Source organism: Streptomyces sp. NPDC006365, assembly GCF_042870755.1.
Taxonomy (GTDB): Bacteria; Actinomycetota; Actinomycetes; order Streptomycetales; family Streptomycetaceae; genus Streptomyces; species Streptomyces xiangluensis.
Map to the genome: position 1 here is coordinate 732274 of NZ_JBIAHS010000002.1, position 20272 is coordinate 752545.

A 20272-nucleotide genomic window follows, 5' to 3' on the forward strand; every position below is an offset into this window, starting at 1 on the left:
CATGAGCCCCATCCACACGGAGTCCGCCTTCGGCGATGCCATCGTCGCCGCCATGGTCGAGCGTGGCTGGCGCGAGGCGCGGCCGCAGGACTACCGGGCTGACCTCGGCCTGGACACCAACGAGTTGTTCACCTTCATCGGGGCGACCCAGCCCGACGAGTGGAGCGAGCTGCTCACCGTCTACGGCGGCGACCCGAACGAGGCGCAGCGCGGGTTCGCCGGACGCCTCGACCAGGCCATCGCCACCAACGGGCTCCTCGACGTCCTCCGCAACGGCGTCAAGGACCGGGGTGTCCTGCTCCGCGTCGCCTACTTCAAGCCGAACCTCGTCGCCCACGACTCCGTGCTCGACGGCTACCGGGCCAACCGCCTCACCGTCGTCCGTGAACTCGAGTACGCGACCAAGCAGGCCGACTGGGGCAACCGGCTCGACCTCGCCCTCTTCCTCAACGGAATCCCGGTCGCCACGGCCGAGTTGAAGAACCCGCTGACCAAGCAAGGGGTGGAGCAGGCCAAGGAGCAGTACCGCACCGACCGCGACCCCACCGAGCTGATCTTCACGCGCCGCGTCGTCGCGAACTTCGCCGTCGACCCGGACCTGGTCTTCGTCACCACCCAGCTCAAGGGCAAGAACACCCGCTTCCTCCCGTTCAACACCGGCTCCAACGGCCCCGGTCAGCCGGGCGGCGCAGGCAACCCGGCCCCGACCGCCTTCGGCACGTACGCGACCTCCTACCTCTGGGAGCAGGTCTGGCAGCCGGACAACTGGCTGGACCTGCTCCAGCGGTTCGTGCACCTGCACAAGAGCAAGACGCCCGGCGGCGGCACGACGAAGACGATGGTCTTCCCCCGGTTCCAGCAGTGGGACGCGGTCAAGAAGCTCACCGCGCACGCCGCCACGCACGGCGCAGGGCACGACTACCTGGTCATGGCCTCGGCCGGCTCGGGCAAGTCGAACACCATCGGCTGGCTCGCGCACCGCCTCAGCGACCTGCACACCCCCACCGACCCCCGCGAACTCGACCCCGAGGCCGTGGCCAAGGGCCTCAAGCCGGGCGTGCCGGTCTTCGACAAGGTCATCGTCATCACCGACCGCCGCAACCTGGACGCTCAACTCCGGGAGACGGTCGGCAATTTCGAGCAGACCGCGGGCCTCGTCGTGAAGATCGACGAGAAGCACGGGGCGAAGGGCGAGCAGCTCGCCAAGGCGTTGTCCCGCGACACCGGGAAGATCGTCACGGTCACCCTGCACTCGTTCCCGGCGCTGATCTCGTACATCGAGCGCAACCCCACCGAGATCCGGGGCAGCCACTTCGCGATCATCGTGGACGAGGCGCACTCCTCGCAGTCCGGCGACGCCGCCAAGGACGTACGGGCCGCCCTGCGCGATCTCGGCCTGGACTCCGACTCGGACGACGCGGGCGCGACCACGGTCAAGGCCGAGGGCGAAGCCGCCAGCCTGGACGAGCAGCTCAAGAAGAGGGCCGAGCAGCGTTCCCGCGCCGCGAACCTCTCCTACTTCGCGTTCACCGCCACGCCGAAGGCCAAGACCCTCGAACTCTTCGGCACGCTCCAGGACATCGACGGCAAGGCGGCCTACCGGCCCTTCCACACGTACTCCATGCGGCAGGCGATCGAGGAGGGCTTCATCCTCGATCCGCTGCGCAACTACGTCACGTACAACACGTACTGGAAGCTGGTGAACCAGAACCCCGACGAGCGGGAGGTCGACCCGTCGAAGGCGAACGGCCTGCTCGCCCGGTACGCGCTGACCCATGACTCGACGGTCGCCCAGCACGCCCAAGTGATCGTGGAGCACTTCGTGGCGCACAGCCGGGGCCGTCTCGGCGGGCGGGCCAAGTCCATGGTGGTGACCGCATCCCGGCAGTCCGCCGTGCAGATGGCGCGAGCGATCAAGAGCTACATCAAGGACCGGGACTACGACACCAAGTACCCCGACCTCGGTGTCCTGGTCGCCTTCTCCGGCTCGCTCACCGTCGACGGCGAGGAGACCACCGAGCCGAAGGAGAACGGCGGGCTGTCGGAGAGCGCGCTGCCGAAGGCGTTCGCGTACACGCGTGCCGACGACAAGGCCGCCCGAGCCGGCGGCGCGGGCCAGCGCGAGTACAAGATCCTGGTGGTGGCGGAGAAGTATCAGACCGGGTTCGACCAGCCGCTGCTGACGACGATGTACGTCAACAAGACCCTGACCGGTATCTCCGCCGTGCAGACCCTGTCCCGGCTGAACCGGACCGCCGAGCGCAAGACCCAGGCGGACCTGGCGGTCCTGGACTTCGTCAACGACGCAAACGACATACAGGAGTCCTTCCGCCCGTACTTCGAGGAGGCGAACACCCTCCCCTCCGACCCCAACCTGCTCTACACCGCGCAGAGCCGGGTCATGCAGGCGGCGATCCTGTCCGGACAGGAGATGGACGAGTTCGCCGCCGCGTACTTCGCCGCCAAGGAGAAGGCAGCGGGGTCGCAGTCCAAGTGGGAGAAGCTGCACGCCGAGTTGTACCGGCTGCTCTCTCCCGCCGTCGCCCGCTTCACCGCTCTGCTCGAAAGCGAGGACGAGGACGACGAGGAGACGGCGGAGGGCTTCCGCGCCGACCTCAACGACTACGTCAGGAAGTACGGCTTCCTCGCGCAGATCGTCCCCTACCGGGACGCCGAGCTGGAGCGGCTGCACCTCTACGGCCGCTACCTCCTCAACCGGCTGCCGCGCCGTGCGGACGGCGGTGTGGACATAGGCGAGATCGACCTCAGCCATATGCGAGTGGAGAGGACCGGCGAGTACGACGTCTCCCTCACCGCCGAGGGGCCGACGACGATGCAGGGCTTCGGCGACGGCTCGGGCGGTGCGAAGGAAGCGGAGAAGTCGCTGCTCTCGCAGTTGATCGAGAAGTTCAACGAGCGCTTCGGCACGGACTTCACCGAGCAGGACTTCATCCGGCCCTTCGAGGAGGCCATGGCCGACCCCAAGGTGCGGGCGGCGGCTGTCGTCAACGACGAGGAGAACTTCGGCCTCGTCTACGACAACGTCTTCGCGGACAAGATGGCCGACCACATCGACACCATCGCAGGCCTGGGCCGCCAGTACTTCGGCCCCGACAAGGGCTTCAAGTCCAGCCTGGACCGCAGCGCCCGCAAGGCCGCGTGGCGGATGATCCGCCGCGAGGAGGGCCTGGACGACGACGTCTGATGCGTACGCCCCGGCTGGATGTGCGGCCGGGGCACCCTTTGGAGCAAGACCTCGGCCCCTGCCCGGCGATCATCGCGCGCACCCCGACGACCCTCAAATACGAGAAGCCACTTCAGGAGCGGGCAATGGACAACGCGATTCAGCTGATCAGCGACGGTGATGGACTGGCGGTCATCGGGAATCCGACGGATGTCGAACGCTTCCTCGTCTCGGAGGGGTTGTCGTCGAAGGACCTCGGGCTGCAACGACTCAAGTCTGTCTTCGGTACCGGGGCTGCAGTGACGCAGGCAGGTTCGGAGATCGCCGCCAACTCCGGTCGCTGGGTGAAGCTGACCACGGAGTCCGCGCAGCGTGTCAAGAAGTTCGGGCTGATGGAAAGCAAGACACCAGGCGTCAGCCACGCGATGGTGGGGAAACCTGGCTCAATCAAGTCATGGCTCCAGATCGAGAAGGGGGCCGGCTCGTTTCTGACCAACCCCGCGCGTCTGGCTGGTGCCGCGGGGATCATGGCTCAGCTCGCGATGCAGCAGACCATGGACGAGATCACCGACTACCTCGCCACGATCGACGAGAAGGTCGACGACGTGCTCCGCGCCCAGAAGGACGCTATGTTGGCCCGCATGATCGGCGTGGACCTCGTGATCGAGGAGACCATGACCATCCGAGAGCAGGTGGGCCGGGTCTCCGAGGTCACGTGGTCGAAGGTGCAGGCCGCGCCGGCGACGATCGCAGATACCCAGGCGTACGCGTTGCGTCAACTTGACGCACTCGCGGAGAAGGTGGAGCGCAAGAGCAAGTCCAAAATCGGCGATCTCGCCACGGCGGCCAATGAAGCCGAGTCCAGGGCTCAGGAGTGGCTCGCTGTTCTGGCTCGTTGCTTCCAACTGCAGGACGCGATCGCCGTGCTCGAACTCGACCGAGTGCTGGACACGGCTCCGGAAGAGCTGGACCGGCATCGCCTGGGGCTTCGGGCTGCCCGACAGAACCGGCTGGATCTCATCTCGCGGAGCACCGAGCGTCTGGTGGCCCGGTTGAATGAGGCTGCTGGCACAGCCAATGCGAAGGTGCTGCTGCACCCGACCAAGTCCCCGGCTGTAGTCCGGTCGAGCAACCATGTCGCAACCGGCGTCCATGACTTCCACGGGCGGCTCGGGATTGAGTCCGGTCGCCGGTCATCGGATGCGAGACGATGGGTGGACGCGGCCGCGGAGACAAGGGACAAGGCGCTCGAGACCGGAGCAAAGGGCGTCGATGCCGCCAGGAGCCTCGGCAACGGGACCCTCGATCGGGCCAGCTCGGTAAAGGGCAAGCTCTCCAGCGGGATCGCCGAGCGAGCGCGCCGTCGGCGCGGGAAAGAGGAGGAAGGCGCCGAGGAAAGCTGAGTCTGATCCGGCGGTCGCCCGGCTATTCGGAGCGGGGGCGTTCTTTGTCTCGTCTAACCGTCCAAGACGTGGGTGGTGCCCAGCCGCCTGTGCGACTGGGCACCCACGGGGGTTACGGGGGTACGGCTCAGATGGTCTGGTCGGCGGCCAGCCGGACGAGCCCGGCCCACGCCTCGGGGGCGACCGTCAGAACCGGTCCGGATCGGACCTTCGAGTCCCGGATGTGTATGCCGTCGACGGCGGCTGCGATCTCCACGCACTGCCCGCCCTCGGCGCCGCTGTAACTGCTCTTGAACCAGGCGAGTTCCAGAGCGGCGTCCGGACTCTCTGCGGTGTTCATAGCTCTCCCAGCAACTTCTCGATGAATCCCAGGGTCTCTCGCGGAGTGAGAGCCTGGGACCGGATGATTCCATAGCGCGCGGCGGCGAGACGCACCTCTTCTCGGTCCGTCAGGAGGCTGCTTCGCCCTTGGACCTCCATGTACGTGAACTGCTCTCCGCCCTTCCGCGTGATCACCGTGAATGGGCCGTCCACGCCGGCGTTGTCCTCACGGTCGAGCGGCATGACCTGGATCTCCACGTTGCGCTTCTGGCCGATGAGCAGCGCCTGTTCGAGCTGCCCTCGCAGCACTGCCTTCCCACCGAAGGGCTTGCGCAACACGGACTCTTCGAACACGAAGCTGAGTAGTGGCGCAGGCCAGCGCTCGAAGATCGTCTGCCTGGCGAGCCGCGCTGCCACCCGCAGCTCGATCGTCTCCTCGTCCAGGAGGGGGCGCCGCATGGCGAGCAACGCCCGTGTGTACTCCTCCGTCTGCAACAGTCCATTGATCACCTGCGTGTCGTATGCGTACAGTTCGACCGCCTCCGCCTCCAACCGCGCCATGTCCCGGAAGAACGCCGGATACTGTGCCCGCCCCACCTCCTCCTTGAGCGCCTTGAGGACGCCCCCGGCGTCCAGCACCTCGTCCGCGCGGTCGATGAATCTCGGCGAGGGAATCCGCCGCCCTTGCTCGAAGGACGCGATCGACTGGCCCGCGTAGCCCGTGAGTTTCCCGAACTCCCGCCGTTCCAGGCCCGCCCGTACCCGCAGCAGCTTCAACTGCCGCCCGAACGCCGTCACCACGCCCGATCCCGGCTCGTCCTCCGGCCTCGGCCCCGCGTCCTCCCGCGCACCCTCGCCCTCGCCCTGCTCCACCGACTCCATCGGCTCCACCGCCTCCCCGGCCCAGTTCCCCGGCCCAACGCACCCGCCCCGAGCCGGTCACGCAGCGCGCCTCGTACACCTCCCGCCCCGTCGCGTACAACCAGAACACGACGGCGCGTCACCACTGGTCACGCTACGCCACCGTCGGGAGCGTTGAGGGCATGAACAGTGAGACCGCGCCCCCCAACTGCGCTCCCCGGCCCACCAGCCCCACTGGCCACTTCGCGATGCGCTTCAGCTCCACCCCTCGCGGCGCTCGGCTGGCTCGGCGGCTTGCCGGACAGCGGTTCGACGCGTGGGACATCCCCTACGACTGCGACGCACACCACGCGCTGACGCTGATCGTCGCCGAGCTCGCCGCCAACGCCGTCCGGCACGGCCGGGTCCCCGGCCGCGACTTCCACCTCTCGCTGGCATGCGACGCCACTACCGTACGGATCGAGGTCACCGACACCCGCACCGAAGGCGTACCGGTCGTGGCGACGCCCACGGACCTCCGCGACACCGGTCGCGGCCTGCTCCTGGTTGAGTACCTCTCCGACCGCTGGGACTGGCACCCGCGCCGGGACGGCCCCGGCAAGACGGTCTGGGCGGAGTACGTCCTACCGGCGGGAGGCCGACCGGCCGCCACCGGTGGCCGCACGCTTCTGCCGTCGTCCACCGCCGCGTCCGCGCCCCTGTAGCACCGCGAGCCCTGGACGGCAGATCGACACAGCGGTCACACTTGACCCCAGACCGTGACTGTTCATCACGCACACCGGGGGCAAGGTGCCGCAGGAGGCGATCTCCGACCGTTACGAACTCCTGGAGGAGCTAAGCCACGGCGGCATGGGCGACGTGTGGCGCGGCTACGACGCGGTGCTCGACCGGCCCGTCGCCGTGAAGCTCATCCGGCAGGCGTCGGTCACCTCCCCGCAGCTGGCCGAGGAGTTCGCCAAGCGCTTCCGTCGCGAGGCCCGCATCACCGCGCGTATTCAGCACCCTGGTGTGCCGCAGGTGTACGACGCGGTGCTCGACGCGTCGTACGAGCGGCTGTTCCTGGTGATGGAGCTCGTCGACGGCGTACCGCTGTCCGCCTACCTCGACCCCGGCCGGCCGCTGCCGGTCAGCTGGGCGGCCGCCGTCGCCGCGCAGGTCGCGACCGTGCTGTCGTACGCGCACGACGTGCCGGTGATCCACCGGGACCTCAAGCCGGGCAACATCCTTGTCGCACGCGACGGCACCGTGAAGGTCCTCGACTTCGGCATCGCGGCGATTCTGCGCACCGACGTCACCAAGCTGACCGCCACCGGCAGCCCCATCGGCACCCACCAGTACATGTCGCCCGAGCAGGTCCGCGGCGGACGTATCACCCCGGGGACCGATCTGTACGCGCTGGGCTGTGTGCTGCACGAACTCCTCAGCGGGCGCCTCGTGTTCGAGGCGGAGAGCGAGTACCTGCTGATGTACCAGCACGTCAACGCCGCCCCCACCCCGCTGCGACAGCTGCGGCCCGACGTCCCCGAGGCGCTGGAGGAGCTGGTCCTGCACCTGCTGCGCAAGGCGCCCGAGGCGCGGCCCGCCGACACGCAGGAGGTGTACGCGCGGCTGCTGCCGTTCCTCCCGCCGCCGGGCCAGGAGCCGGGCACGGCGGATGCCGGGCCAGCCGGTGCGCCCGACCCGACGGGCGTGTTCCGTCACCCCTTCGCGCCCCGCGCCCGCGCCCAGGCCCCCGCGCCCGGTGGTTCGACGCCGACAGCCGTCCTCGCGGGGGCCCAGCCGGTGCCCGTCCCCGCCCAGTTGCGCGAGGACATCAAAGAGGCGTACGCCCACTCCGACGCCCTGCTGGAGGAGGAGCGGTTCGCGCAGGCCGCCGAGGTGCTCGGCGAGGTCATCGAACCCGCGGCCCTCGCCCTCGGCTCCGAGAGCAAGCAGGTCCTGGCGCTGCGGCGCCAGCGAGCGGCGATCCGACTCCTCGGGGGCGACTACCGGGCCGCCCTGCCCGAGTTCGACGTCCTCGCCGACGCCTACGCCCGTATCGCCGGACCCACTGGCGAGCAGGCCCGCGCCTGCCGCGCCCAGGCGGCCCGGTGCCGCGCCGAACTCGGCCAGGTCACCGATGCGCTCGCCGCGCTCCAGGGCGTGCTGAACGTCGTGCGGGCCGTCGACAGCGACGTGAGCGAGGAAGCCGTGGAGCTGCGGCACAACATCGGGATGCTGCTGCTCGCCCAGGGCCGGGCCGCCGAAGCCCGGCAGGTCCTCGAACCGCTCCACGAGGACATGTCCATGGTGTTCGGCCCCGAGGACGAGATGACCGTCGAGATCGCCGAGGCACTAGCCGTGATCCGCCTCGGCCTCGACGGTTCGGCTTCCTGACCCGCTTCTTCCGGAAGCAGCATCGCCGAAACCATGCTGCTCGCGACGAGTTCGGACGCGCGGCTCGTCCTCCAGGGACGAGCCCCTCGATGACGCCGCCCAGCCGCCCATGTCCCGCGACCGGGCCTGGAGTAACCGACGGCACGCGAGCACTGCGGCAAGAGCCCACCTAACGCCGGCCGGGAACCTCCGCGCGTGAGCGGATGGCCGGACAGCAGCCGTCATGACCAGGATCAAGGATCATGCCGGGCAGTGCTGACCTGCAAGGACAGCACCTCCCAGCATGAACCAACCCCCCGATCAAGGATTCGATCCCTCTCCCGAAGCGGGTGTGCCGGCGACGAAGCCGCGCTCACCGCCCGACGAACTGCGGCCCCTGCGGCGGCAGTTTGAACTCCGGGTCGGGGAGGGCCGGGACCGGGTGGGGGTAGCCGTACGCGGGCTGGGTCGTCGCCGCGGCGGGCTGGGGCGGGGCGGTTTGCGGGTAGGCGTACGAGCCGGGGGAGGCCGGCTGCGGATAGCCGTACGCCGGCTGGGTCGTGGACTCCGGGGGGTAGCCGTAGGCGGGCTGCGACGGCTGCTGGGGCAGACCGGAGGCGGCGGGCTGCTCGGGCGGCAGCGGCACCGAGTTGCCCGCGGACGCGGGCTCGGACTCGTCCACCGCGATGCCGAAGTCGCTCGCCAGACCCTCCAGGCCGTTCGAATAGCCCTCGCCGAGCGCGCGGAACTTCCAGCCCTCCCCGCGCCGGTACAGCTCGCCGCAGATCAGCGCGGTCTCCTCGCCGGTCTCCGGCTTGATGTCGAAGTACGCCAGCGGCTCACTGTCGGGGAGGGCGGCGTCGTACAGCAGGATCCGCAGGGCGCGTACGCGGTCGAAGGTGACGCCTTCCGCCGAGGCGACCAGCAGGATCCGTTTCACGGCGCTGTCGACGCCCGCCAGATCCGACTGGATCGTGTCGGTGAGCCCCTCGGTGACCCGCTTCTTGCCGAGCCGCCAGACCTTGCCCGAGGGGTGGCGGGGCTGGTTGTAGAAGACGAAGTCCTCGTCGGATCGCACGCAATCGTCGGGCCCGAGGAGCAGCGCCGAGGCGTCCACCTCGGGAACGCCCTGCCCCGGCGCCCAGCGCAGCACGGACCGTACCGCCTTGGCGTCCAGCGGTACGTTCGACCCCTTCAGCATCGCGTGCGTCATGCGGTCATCCTGCCTTCTCGGTCCTGGTCACGACAACGCGGGTGCGTCACAACCCGTTGGATGTGAGGCTGGAGGATATGGCTGTGTTCGTGTGCGTTACCTGAATTTCATGCCGGGCGGGAACCTCGGACATGGAACTCTACGTACTATTACCGGCCACATATCGTCAGGCCGCTCAGCCGCCCCGGGGAGTCTCATGCGTCATTTCGGGCACATCGCTCCGGAGGTGCGGCAGCGCCTCTTCCATCAGGAACCCTGCGTCTTCACCGCGGAATCCCCGGCCCGGATGCTCTCCGCGGCCCTCGGCGCCACGCTGTACAGCCCCGCTACCAGACAGCGGCTGGCCGAGGACATCGTGAAGCAGACCGGGCGCGGCGTTGTCTCGATGGTGCTGTGCCTGGAGGACTCCATAGACGACGCGGAGGTCGCGGGCGCCGAGGAGAACCTGGTCCGGCAGTTGCGAGACCTGGCCGAGCGTTGCCCGGAGACCGAACTGCCGCTGCTGTTCATCCGCGTTCGTACGCCGGAGCAGATCCCGGATCTCGTGGAGCGGCTCGGCGACGCGGCCTGGCTGCTGTCCGGTTTCGTGCTGCCGAAGTTCACCGAGGAGCGGGGAGTGCCGTTCCTGGAGGCGCTCACCGCGGCCGAGGCCGCGAGTGAGCGGCGGCTGTTCGCCATGCCCGTCCTCGAATCGCCGGAACTGCTGTACCGCGAGTCGCGCGTGGAGACCCTGGCGGGCATCTTCCGCGCCGTGGACAAGTACCGCGACCGGGTCCTCGCGCTCAGGCTCGGTGTCACCGACTTCTGCTCCTCCTACGGGCTGCGCCGGGCGCCCGACATGACGGCGTACGACGTGCAGATCGTGGCGTCCGTGATCGCCGACGTGGTGAACGTGCTGGGGCGGGCCGACGGCACCGGATTCACGGTGACGGGGCCCGTGTGGGAGTACTTCCGGGTCCAGGAACGTATGTTCAAGCCGCAGCTGCGCCGCAGCCCCTTCACCCCCGAGGCCGAGGACCTGCGCAACGCGCTGATCGAGCACGACATGGACGGGCTGCTGCGCGAGATCTCTCTCGACCGGGCCAACGGTCTGCTCGGCAAGACCTGCATCCACCCCTCGCACGTACTGCCTGTTCACGCTCTGTCCGTGGTCAGTCGCGAGGAGTACAGCGATGCCCAGGACATACTGCGGCCCGAGCGTGGCGGCGGAGGCGTCATGCGGTCCGCGTACACGAACAAGATGAACGAGGTGAAGCCGCACCGCGCCTGGGCCGAGCGCACCCTGCAGCGCGCCGAGGTCTTCGGCGTCGCGAACGAGGACATCGGCTTCGTGGAGCTGCTCGCCGCCGGGCTGACCGGCCAGACATAAGGATTTGCCGCCGGGTCCGCCCGGCCGAACTCACCGCCGATGTGCCCGGCTGCTCGCTGCCGGGCTGCCCGGCCGAACACAGGGATTTAATGAGAAACGTGGTGTGGACAGGTACCTGGGTCGCCGAGCGGCTCGGCGTCGAACTCGTCGGCGAAGAGAAGCTGAGCGAGCTGCTGGGGCTTGCCCTGCGGCGCAACCCCAAGCGAGCGCATCTGCTGGTGTCGAACGTGCTGGGCAAGCACGTACCGCAGAGCCCGCTCACGGTGTGGCAGACCGGGCACGAACTGGGCCACCGGGTGCGTGAACTGCTCGGCGACGCAGCGGCGAGCCGGGCCGTGGTGCTCGGGTACGCGGAGACGGCGACGGGCCTCGGCCACTCGGTCGCGGACGGCCTGGGCCTCGCGCCCTACCTGCACTCGACGCGGCGCCCCGTCGAGGGAGTCGAGCGCGCGGGCGGCTTCGAGGAGTCCCACTCGCACGCCACCTCGCATCTGCTGCTGCCGGAGAAGCCCGGGCTGCTCGCGGGCGACGGAGCGCTGGTCCTCGTGGACGACGAGTTCTCCACGGGCAACACCGTCCTCAACACGATCCGCGCGCTGCATGAGCGCTACCCGCGCGAGCACTACGTGATCGTCGCGCTCGTCGACATGCGCTCCCCCGCCGACCAGGGCCGCCTCGATTCCTTCGCCCAGGAGATCGGCGCCCGCGTGGACCTGGTGGCGGCGGCATCGGGGACGGTGCGGCTGCCCGACGACGTACTGGAGAAGGGGCAGGCCCTGGTCGCCGAGCACGAGTCGGCCCTGGAACAGCTGCCAGGGCTTGCGGAGCGCGGCACCGTCGCGCGCGTGGAACTCGGCTGGCCGCAGGACCTGCCCGACGGCGGCCGGCACGGCTTCACTCCCGAGCACCGCATACGCCTGGAGGGCGCGCTGCCCGCCATGGCCGCGCGGCTCGCGGACGCGCTGCCGGACGGGGCGCGCCGCGTACTCGTCCTCGGCTTCGAGGAGCTGATGTACGCGCCGCTGCGGCTCGGCGTCGCGCTGGAGCAGCTGGAGGAGCTGACCGACGCCGAGGTCCGCTACTCCACCACGACCCGCTCCCCGGTCCTCGCCGTCGACGACCCCGGCTACGCGATCCGCAGTCGCCTCGTCTTCCCCGCCCACGACAAGCCGGACGACGGCCCCGGCGAGCGCTACGCCTACAACGTCGCGGGCGCCGGATTCGACGCCGTCGTCGCCGTGGTCGACTCGGTCGCAGACACGCACGAACTGCACGCCTCGGACGGCCTGTTGGCGCGGCTCGCGGCACACACCCCGAGCGTGCTGCTCGCCGTCGTCCCCTCGTACACCCCGTCGTACGCCCCCACCCCACAGCTGTCCGAAAGGCCCGCCATGCTGTCCGAGCCCCTTCGCGGCCCCGACTTCTCCTCGTACGCCCCTGACGAGGTCGGCTGGCTGCTCCAGGACCTCTCGGACGTGACGCTGGAGGCGCCGACGGAGGAGCGCGAGGAGGCGATCCAGAGCGGGGGCGCGCACTACGCGGAGTCGCTTCCGGTGGAGTACCAGCCCAGCCGGCGCTACCAGGAGCTGTTCCGCGCCGCGCTGGACACCTCGGCCGCCCGCATCGCCCACGCGGCGGGCGCCGTTACGGAGACCGTGCTGGCAGAGCGGTCCCCGCGCCCCGTCCTCGTGTCGCTCGCCCGCGCCGGTACCCCCATTGGCATCCTGATGCGCCGCTGGGCCCAGCACCGGCACGCGCTCGACCTGCCGCACTACGCCGTCTCCATCGTGCGAGGGCGCGGCATCGACGCCAACGCGCTGCGCTGGCTGGCCGCCCACCACGACCCCGCCGATGTCGTCTTCGTGGACGGCTGGACCGGCAAGGGCGCCATCACCCGCGAACTCGCCCAGGCCATCGAGGAGTTCGAGACCTCCGACGGCATCACCGGCTTCGACCCGGAGATCGCGGTGCTCGCCGACCCCGGCTCCTGCGTCCGCACCTACGGCACCCGCGAGGACTTCCTCATCCCCTCCGCCTGCCTCAACTCGACAGTCTCCGGACTCATCTCGCGTACGGTGCTCCGTGCCGACCTGGTCGGGGAGCACGACTTCCACGGCGCGAAGTTCTACCGCGAACTCGCCGGATCGGACGTCTCCGTCGACTTCCTGGACGCCATCTCCGACCGCTTCGACGAGGTCGGCGACGCGGTCGATGCCCTGGTCAAGGAGTTGCTCTCCATGGACCGCAGCCCAACCTGGGAGGGCTGGGCGGCAGTTGAGCGGATCAGCGAGGAGTACGGCATCCATGATGTGAACCTCGTCAAGCCGGGCGTCGGCGAGACGACCCGCGTACTGCTGCGCCGCGTCCCCTGGAAGATCCTCGCCCGTGCGGGAGCGGGCGCCGACCTGGACCACGTACGCCTGCTCGCCGAACAGCGCGGGGTGCCCGTCGAGGAGGTCGCCGAACTTCCGTACACCTGCGTCGGGTTGATCCACCCCAAGTACACCCGCGGGGCGACCGGCGCCGACGGCAGGGCGGTGACGGTCTGATGACCTCGCCGAAGGTGCTCGTGGCAAGCGACCTCGACCGCACGCTCATCTACTCCGCCGCCGCACTCGCGCTGCCCCTGCCGGACGAGCGGGCGCCGCGGCTGCTGTGCGTCGAGGTGTACGAGAGCCGGCCCCTTTCGTACATGACCGAGACCGCGGCCGCACTGCTCGCCGAACTCGGCGAGACAGCCCTCTTCGTACCGACCACGACCCGTACGCGTCAGCAGTACCGCCGCATCCAACTGCCCGGCCCCGCCCCGAAGTTCGCGATCTGCGCCAACGGCGGCCATCTCCTCGTCGACGGCGCCTCGGACCCGGAGTGGCACGCGCAGGTCACCGAGCGGCTGGCCGGCGAGTGCGCCCCGCTCGCCGAGGTCCGGGACCATATGACCGCCACCTCCGACCCCGCCTGGGTGCGCAAGCACCGTGTCGCCGAGGACCTCTTTGCATACGTCGTCGTCGAGCGCGAACTGCTCCCCGAGGACTGGGTGAAGGAACTGGCCGTCTGGGCGGAGAACCGCGGCTGGACCGTCTCCCTCCAGGGCCGCAAGATCTACGCCGTACCGAAGCCACTCACCAAGAGCGCCGCGATGCACGAGATCGCCCGCCGCACCGGAGCCGACCTCACCCTCGCAGCCGGCGACTCCCTCCTCGACGCCGACCTTCTCCTCGCCGCGGACCGCGGCTGGCGCCCAGGCCACGGCGAACTGGCCGACGTGGGCTGGACGGCCCCCGGGATCACCTCTCTTCCGGAACGGGGTGTCGCCGCGGGTGAGCGGATTCTGCGGGAGTTCCTCCGGGAGGTACGAGAAGCTCGGTAGAACCAGGGCCAGGGCCCTCCGCCGCAGCTGCGAAGGACGAGGCCATGGGGGCTTCCCGGTCCGGGGCGCGCCCTCGCCCACCCCGCCCGGGCCTGAAGAGGCGTACGCCCGCGAAGAGCAGCACCGCCAGTACCGCCGCGAGCAGCACCACCGTCGAGTAAGCCGACACATAGCCGCTGACCTCCGTCCAGTTCTCGCCGAGCAGATAGCCGGCGAGGACGAAGACGGTGTTCCAGATCGCGCTGCCCAGCGTGGTCAGGCAGAGGAAGACGGGCAGGCGCATGCGCTCGACACCCGCGGGCACGGATATCAGGCTCCGGAAGATCGGGATCATACGTCCGAAGAACACGGCCTTGGTGCCATGCCGGACGAACCACGCCTCCGTCTTCTCTATGTCCGCGACCTTCACCAGCGGCAGCCGGGCCGCGATCGCCACCGTGCGGTCACGGCCGAGCAGCGCCCCCACTCCGTACAGCGCGAGCGCGCCTATGACGGAACCAGCCGTCGTCCACAGCAGCGCCGCGAACAGGTTCATCTGCCCGGTGCTCGCCGCGAACCCCGCGAGCGGCAGGATGACCTCGCTGGGCAGGGGTGGAAACAGGTTTTCCAGGGCGATGGCGATGCCTGCGCCCGGCGCACCGAGCGTGTCCATAAGGCTGTTGATCCACTGAGGGGCGCCGCTGTCCGCCGCGACGCCGGCTGCGATGGGTGTCATGCCGCTCACGTTAGAAAACCGAAGCTGAAGAGACCCTGAGGGCGACCGCAAGATTCCAGGCGGTCAACCGCAGCTCGGAATTACGGTTTTCCGCAGTGCGCGCGGACCTGACGCCCGGCTAGCGTGGCGATCATGCGAGATGTGGCACGACGTGGGGCGTGGTGCGGGGTGGGGCTCATGACCGGAGCCGCCTCGGCCGCCGTCGAGCTGCTCTTCATCGTTCTGTCCGGCCTCGCCCTCTTACCCGTACTGGCCTGGCCGCGCGGGCGGCAGGCCGCGCTCCGACCCGTGTTCGCGGGTGCACGGAGGCTGACGCAGTTCGAGCGCCGACGGCTCGGGACCTGGCTGAGCGTGTCCGTCTCTCCCGTGTATGAGGACGCGCGCGCCCTGCGTTACATCGCGTGCCGCTGGGCGCTCGGGGCGTTGGGTGCGATTGTGCTGCTGTCGGTGGCGGCCGGACTCCTTTACAGCACGTACTGGATGTTCGCCTGGATCGTCGGCGGCGTCGAGCACCCCTGGGCGATCGTCTTCTCGGGCTTCGGCGGTCTCTTCCTGCTCTTCCTGGCGGTGCAGGGCGTCTTCGGAGTCGCCGAGCTGGAGCGGCAGTTGGCCCGGCATTTCCTCGGGCCCAGCCACCAGGAGGAGTTGGAGCAGCGGATCGTCGAGCTGGCCGCGAGCCGCGCCGCGGTGGTGGACGCCGTCGACGACGAACGACGCCGTATCGAGCGGGATCTGCACGACGGCGTACAGCAGCGGCTCGTCGCCCTCGGCATGCTGCTCGGCCGGGCCCTGCGCAGTCAGGACCGGGAGCGCGCGGACCGGCTGCTGCGCCAGGCCCACGACGAGAGCCGGCAGGCGCTGGCCGATCTGCGCGAGGTGGCCTGGCGGATCTACCCGACCACGCTGGACGAGGCGGGGCTGCGAGCGGCCCTGGAGACGGTCGCCGAGCGTTCGTCCGTGCCGGTGAGAGTGGAGTACGAGCTGGCTGCTGAGCCGGAGAAGGCGACGGCGTCCGTGGCGTACTTCGTGGTCTGCGAGGCTGTGACCAACGCGGTCAAGCACGCCGTGGCGAGCCATATCACCGTCCACCTGTGGGCGGCCGAGGGCGTCCTTTGCATACGGATCGAGGACGACGGCATGGGTGGCGCGAGTCCCACGGGCAGCGGGCTGTTCGGGCTGGCCCGGCGGGTCGACGCCCTCGACGGCGGATTCCATGTGCTCAGTCCGCCCGGCGGGCCCACCGTCATCTCCGCGGAGCTGCCATGCGCGTGATCCTTGCCGAGGACTCGACCCTGCTCAGAGAGGGGCTCGTGCGCCTGCTCGCCGAGGAGGGGCACGAGGTGCTGGCCGCGGTCGGCGACGCCGAGCGGCTGCTGGCGGCTGTCGCCGAGGACCAGCCGGACGTGGTCGTCGCGGACGTACGGATGCCTCCCACCCACAGCGACGAGGGCCTGCGAGCCGCTCTGGAGATTCACGAGCGCTGGCCGGACGTGGGCGTGCTGGTGCTCTCGCAGTACGTCGAGAAGCGGTACGCGACGGAGCTGTTGACCGGAGACTCAGAAGGCGTCGGCTATCTGCTCAAGGACCGTGTCGTCCAAGTCGACGAGTTCCTGGACGCGTTGGAGCGGGTGAGCCAGGGGAGAGCCGCCTTCGACCCCGAGGTCGTGCGTCAGCTCCTCGGCCGCAGCGAGCGCGCGGACCTACTGAACCGGCTCACCCCGCGCGAGCGGGACGTGCTGGCGGAGATGGCGCAGGGGCATACGAACGCGGCCATCGCGCAACGGCTGCACATCTCCCTCAGCGGAGTCGAGAAGCACATCAACGCGATCTTCGACAAGCTCGAACTGACCGGGGCAGAAGGCTACTCCCGCAGGGTGCTGGCCGTACTTCGCTACTTGGGGACTTGAGGCTTCTGGGGAGCCCGAAAGGCCGGAGCGAGTATGGGACCGCGGCTGCGTGGCACGGCGACACCTCCGCGGCGGCGGCGCCCGGAAGCCGCCAGGAGTCAGCCGCAGCAGCCCCCGCCGCAGCACCCTCCGCCGCTCGCCTTGGGCGCCGGTGCGGTCGCGGGCGCCGAGGCCGATCCGCCGACGGCGACCGTCGACAGCAGCTTCACCGTGTCGTCGTGGCCGGCCGGGCAGGCCGCGGGGGCGGACGACTCGGCCATGGGGCGGCTTTTCTCGAAGGTGTCACCGCAGGTCCGGCAGCGGTATTCGTAGCGAGGCATACGGACAGATTAGCGGTCGGCGGGGCTCCGAAGGGGCGGGCGCTTCATGAGGGGTGGCCGCGTTCCTCGCGGATCTGCGCCACCACCCGGGACACCGTCCGCCGCACGCCCTCCGTTTCGGTCAGGAAGTGCCAGTAATCAGGGTGCCGTCCCTCCAAGGTGGCGACGGCCCGCTCCAGACGGCCCACCGAGTCGTCGAGCGGGCGGGCGTGGCGCGGGTCGGGCGTATGACGGCCTGCCATCGCCAGCCGCTGGGCGTCGCGGATCGCGAAGCGTGTGCGGTCGATCTCGCGCTGTGGATCCTTCTGCACCTCGTTCAGCTGCCGCAGCCGGTCCCCGGCCGCGGACACGGCCTCGTCGGTCGTGTTCAGCAGCGCCCGCACCGTGGACAGCAGTGCCGTCGCGTCCGCCCAGCGCTGCTCGTCGCGCGCCGCCCGCGCCTCCGTCAGCTTCGACTCGGCCTGCCGTACGGTCTCGGCGGCCTGATCCGGTACGTGCTGAAGGTCCTGCCAGCAGGAGGCAGTGAACCGGCGCCGCAGCTCGCTCAGCACCGGATCCACCTGCCCGGAACGGGTGGTCAGGGCCTGGGCGCGCGTCCGCAGCGAGACCAGGCGGCGGTCGATCTCGGCGGCCCGCTCCGGCAGCCGCTCGGCCTCCGCGCGCACCGCCTCGGCGTCGCGCGCGACCCGGTCGGCGCGCTCCAGAGTCTCCGGGACGCCGTGCTGCCCGGCGCCCTGATTGAGCTTGGTCAGCTCGGGGCCGAGGATGGCGAGGCGGGCTGCCAGGTCGTCGGCCTTGAGCCCTGAGCCCCGTACGGCGTCAAGGGCGTTCGAGGCGGCGAGGAGGGCCTGGCGGGCGCGCTCGACGGCCGGGGCGAGCCGGGCCAGCTGGGTCTCGGCCTTGCCGAGCAGCGGGCCGAGCCCGCCTGCGAACCGGTCCAGCTCCTGCTTGACGCGGGCCAGCTCGTCCTTGGCCTTCGTCAGCTCCGTACGCGCCCGGGCCGCGACGGAGGCCTCCAGGTCGTCGCGGTCGAGGTCGTGGGCGTCGATCGCGTTGATGTACGCATGGCTGACCTCGTCGATACGACGCCCCAGCGCTTCGAAGTCGGCGACCGCGCGCCGGGCCGCGGGGGAGTCGTCGACGGCCGTGATGGTCTCGATCGAGATGCGCAGATCGCGCTGCGCGGTGTCGAGTTCGTAGAAAGCGGCCGCCGCGGCGTCCTTGGCCGTCTGCGCCTCGGCCCGCTGGCTGTCGGAACGGCCGCCGAACCACCGCCGCGTCCCGCCGCCGGTGAACGCGGCGGGGAGCGTGAGCACGAGCAGCGGGAGCGGAAGGAGGACCAGCGTCAGCAGGTCACGGGCGGCGCCGCGCGTGCTCGGGGCCCTCGCGGCCCTCAAATCGGCACGGTGGCGAGGTAGTTGCTGTGCCCATGGCACAAACGGCGTGTACGGCTCTGAAGGTGTCGCCGTCACATCCCTCTCCCGTGCTGTGGTCCACCCTGCCCGGTGTCATTCTCCCACCAGGTAGGGACGAACACACGGCCCGGTTAGTTCGCCGTACGCACCGTGACTTTCCCGTCCCGTGTCTCGGCGGACACCTCGTGCGCGCTGCGCTCGTCGCGGGGCACGGAAACATCGACACTGCCGTCGCCGGTCTCGGTCTGCACGCGGTACGTCGCCTCCGCGGGCAGCTCGATGGTGACGGAGCCGTCCTGGCTGCGCGAGGCGACCCGGTCGGGTACGGCGGCGAGGCCGAGCCGCACGGAACCGTCCCGCGTGTGCACGTCCACGCGCCTGGAGCCGACGCCGGTCGCGGTGACCGAGCCGTCGCCGGTGCGCAGGGTCAGGGACCCGCTGGAGTCCTTGACGTGCACGGAACCGTCGCCCGTGAGGACGTTCAGGGCCTCTTTGAAGCCGCTCGCCCGTACGCTGCCGTCCCCGTCCTTCACGGTGACCGCGATACCGCGCGGCACCTCGATCCGGTGCTTGGCAGCGCAGTCGGCGACCACGCCCGCGCACTTCATCCGCAGCGTGAGCTTGTCGTCCTCCATCGCCCAGGTCACCTTGGGGTCTCCGCCGACGACGACGCTGCCCTGGAACCACCGGGTGACCTTCACTTTGTCGACATCGGCGGCGACCAGTTCGAGCGCGGAGTCGTCGGAGTCGACGGTCAGCGTGCGGCCCTCCAGCGCGAACGAACGGTGCTCGGGTTCGTCGTCGTCCCCCGCGCTGGCACCGCACCCGGCGGCGAACAGGGTGACGACGGCGACGGCCGCGGTGGCCACGGCTGCGGAACGGCGGATACGTACGGCCATGATGGGCTCCCCCTGCTGTCGGGCGCCCCGACCGTGGACTCCGTGGCCCTTTTCGGCATGCCCGGGACGCTCTTCGACCGTACGGAGCGGGGGCTCATGGCGTGATCCGGCTAGCCCCCGGATCCCAGGTGGGGAAACCCCCGCCTCGCGCGGGATCGCGCCCCGATACGTTGCCCGATACGTGTTTGCCGGGCACCGCCCCTGGCAAGGTAGGCTGTCGGCTCGTCCCGGGTGCGTAGCTCAGGGGTAGAGCGCCTGCCTTACAAGCAGGATGTCGGCGGTTCGAAACCGTCCGCGCCCACGCGTTTGACCAGCCAGGATGCCCATCGGGATCCTGGCTGGTTCTGTGTGCCGATCGTTTTGACAGAGCTACACCGACCAGGCGGGTCTGTTCAGCACGGCGTTCACGTACGACAACGCCCTCACGATCCTGGCCCACCTCGCGGTGCGTTCCGCCGACGGCCGGGCCAGAGCCGTGGCGCTCGGCGACGCGTTGCTCTATGCCCAGGCCCACGATCCGGCGTACGACGACGGCAGGCTGCGCCAGGCCTACAACGTCGGGCCTACACCTTCTTCGACGGTACGAGTCAGCCGGACGGCTTCGTGCGGGCGGACGGGACGGCCGACGTCGGCACTCAGTTCGGGTTCACGGGTACGGCGGTGGGCGACATGGCCTGGGCGGGCATCGCGCTGAGCGCCCTCGCCCGCCGGACCGGGACGCGCCGCTTCCTCGCCGGTGCGGTGCGGATCGGTACGTGGATCGAGCGGAACGGTCGTACGGACGAACCTCTCGGCGGCTACCGGGGTTCATTCGCAGTGCGCCGGGGTTCACCCCGGTGGTGAAGCGAAGCTCATACCTGCGACGCGGAGCGTCGCGGTGTCGTTCCGGCGGAGCCGGACTTCGCTTCACCACCGGTGATGAGTCGCTCACATGTTCCCG

Annotated in this window: 16 protein-coding genes, 1 tRNA gene and 1 pseudogene; 11 read left to right on the forward strand and 7 right to left on the reverse strand. The window is 69.9% G+C overall.

The genetic code is table 11. The features are described 5' to 3' along the window. Position 1: 1 nt before the first annotated feature. Both ACFYO0_RS08350 and ACFYO0_RS08355 read left to right on the forward strand, forming a co-directional pair. A complete protein-coding gene (locus tag ACFYO0_RS08350; protein ID WP_388672496.1) occupies positions 2-3205 on the forward strand; it encodes a type I restriction endonuclease subunit R in 3204 nt (1067 codons plus the stop codon). A 125-nt stretch (positions 3206-3330) separates the two neighbouring features. Continuing rightward, a complete protein-coding gene (locus ACFYO0_RS08355; RefSeq protein ID WP_388672498.1) occupies positions 3331-4587 on the forward strand; it encodes a hypothetical protein in 1257 nt (418 codons plus the stop codon). Positions 4588-4714: 127 nt separating this feature from the next. On the opposite strand, the gene ACFYO0_RS08360 is transcribed toward ACFYO0_RS08355, so the two are convergent. Both ACFYO0_RS08360 and ACFYO0_RS08365 read right to left on the reverse strand, forming a co-directional pair. Next, positions 4715-4927, reverse strand: a complete 213-nt coding sequence (locus tag ACFYO0_RS08360; protein ID WP_388672500.1) for a DUF397 domain-containing protein — start codon at positions 4925-4927, stop codon at positions 4715-4717. Beyond that, positions 4924-5790, reverse strand: coding sequence for a helix-turn-helix domain-containing protein (locus ACFYO0_RS08365; RefSeq protein WP_388672776.1), 867 nt, complete (start codon positions 5788-5790; stop codon positions 4924-4926). Before ACFYO0_RS08365 ends, ACFYO0_RS08360 begins: the two co-directional genes overlap by 4 nt. Positions 5791-5951: 161 nt before the next feature. On the opposite strand from ACFYO0_RS08365, the gene ACFYO0_RS08370 reads away from it, so the two are divergent. Further along, positions 5952-6473: an ATP-binding protein gene (locus tag ACFYO0_RS08370; RefSeq protein ID WP_388672502.1), complete on the forward strand. Its 522-nt coding sequence runs from the start codon at positions 5952-5954 to the stop codon at positions 6471-6473. An 85-nt stretch (positions 6474-6558) separates the two neighbouring features. After that, the gene (locus tag ACFYO0_RS08375; RefSeq protein ID WP_388672504.1) at positions 6559-8145 is read left to right on the forward strand and encodes a serine/threonine-protein kinase; all 1587 of its coding nucleotides are present in this window, start codon (positions 6559-6561) and stop codon (positions 8143-8145) included. 352 nt (positions 8146-8497) lie between these two features. On the opposite strand, the gene ACFYO0_RS08380 is transcribed toward ACFYO0_RS08375, so the two are convergent. After that, complete coding sequence (locus tag ACFYO0_RS08380) at positions 8498-9337, reverse strand: TerD family protein (protein ID WP_388672506.1); 840 nt, start codon at positions 9335-9337, stop codon at positions 8498-8500. A gap of 196 nt (positions 9338-9533) precedes the next feature. On the opposite strand from ACFYO0_RS08380, the gene ACFYO0_RS08385 reads away from it, so the two are divergent. The 3 genes from ACFYO0_RS08385 to ACFYO0_RS08395 all read left to right on the forward strand — a co-directional run bounded on the left by ACFYO0_RS08385 (position 9534) and on the right by ACFYO0_RS08395 (position 14076). Continuing rightward, a complete protein-coding gene (locus tag ACFYO0_RS08385) occupies positions 9534-10706 on the forward strand; it encodes an HpcH/HpaI aldolase/citrate lyase family protein (RefSeq protein WP_388672508.1) in 1173 nt (390 codons plus the stop codon). A gap of 89 nt (positions 10707-10795) precedes the next feature. Further along, positions 10796-13255, forward strand: coding sequence for a phosphoribosyltransferase (locus ACFYO0_RS08390; protein WP_388672510.1), 2460 nt, complete (start codon positions 10796-10798; stop codon positions 13253-13255). After that, complete coding sequence (locus ACFYO0_RS08395) at positions 13255-14076, forward strand: HAD family hydrolase (RefSeq protein ID WP_388672512.1); 822 nt, start codon at positions 13255-13257, stop codon at positions 14074-14076. The genes ACFYO0_RS08390 and ACFYO0_RS08395 overlap by 1 nt, the downstream gene beginning before the upstream one ends. On the opposite strand, the gene ACFYO0_RS08400 is transcribed toward ACFYO0_RS08395, so the two are convergent. Continuing rightward, complete coding sequence (locus tag ACFYO0_RS08400) at positions 13994-14791, reverse strand: DedA family protein (RefSeq protein ID WP_388672514.1); 798 nt, start codon at positions 14789-14791, stop codon at positions 13994-13996. The two genes, ACFYO0_RS08395 and ACFYO0_RS08400, sit on opposite strands and share 83 nt — an antisense overlap. Before the next feature lie 177 nt (positions 14792-14968). Here ACFYO0_RS08400 and ACFYO0_RS08405 point away from each other — a divergent pair, with 177 nt between their 5' ends. Both ACFYO0_RS08405 and ACFYO0_RS08410 read left to right on the forward strand, forming a co-directional pair. Beyond that, positions 14969-16063: a histidine kinase gene (locus tag ACFYO0_RS08405; protein ID WP_388672516.1), complete on the forward strand. Its 1095-nt coding sequence runs from the start codon at positions 14969-14971 to the stop codon at positions 16061-16063. After that, a complete protein-coding gene (locus ACFYO0_RS08410) occupies positions 16054-16698 on the forward strand; it encodes a response regulator (protein WP_388672518.1) in 645 nt (214 codons plus the stop codon). The genes ACFYO0_RS08405 and ACFYO0_RS08410 overlap by 10 nt, the downstream gene beginning before the upstream one ends. Positions 16699-16796: 98 nt before the next feature. On the opposite strand, the gene ACFYO0_RS08415 is transcribed toward ACFYO0_RS08410, so the two are convergent. The 3 genes from ACFYO0_RS08415 to ACFYO0_RS08425 all read right to left on the reverse strand — a co-directional run bounded on the left by ACFYO0_RS08415 (position 16797) and on the right by ACFYO0_RS08425 (position 19332). Beyond that, positions 16797-17018 (reverse strand): zinc ribbon domain-containing protein, encoded by a 222-nt coding sequence (locus ACFYO0_RS08415; RefSeq protein ID WP_386356530.1) that lies wholly within the window; start codon positions 17016-17018, stop codon positions 16797-16799. Positions 17019-17062: 44 nt separating this feature from the next. Continuing rightward, the gene (locus ACFYO0_RS08420; protein WP_388672521.1) at positions 17063-18490 is read right to left on the reverse strand and encodes a hypothetical protein; all 1428 of its coding nucleotides are present in this window, start codon (positions 18488-18490) and stop codon (positions 17063-17065) included. Between the two features lie 74 nt (positions 18491-18564). Next, on the reverse strand, positions 18565-19332 hold the full coding sequence (locus ACFYO0_RS08425; protein ID WP_388672523.1) for a DUF4097 family beta strand repeat-containing protein: 768 nt from the start codon (positions 19330-19332) through the stop codon (positions 18565-18567). Positions 19333-19561: 229 nt separating this feature from the next. On the opposite strand from ACFYO0_RS08425, the gene ACFYO0_RS08430 reads away from it, so the two are divergent. Next, a tRNA-Val gene (locus tag ACFYO0_RS08430) sits at positions 19562-19633 on the forward strand. A 63-nt stretch (positions 19634-19696) separates the two neighbouring features. Then, positions 19697-20136: pseudogene (locus ACFYO0_RS08435) on the forward strand (Tat pathway signal sequence domain protein); the annotation flags it as partial. Between the last annotated feature and the right edge of the window lie 136 nt (positions 20137-20272).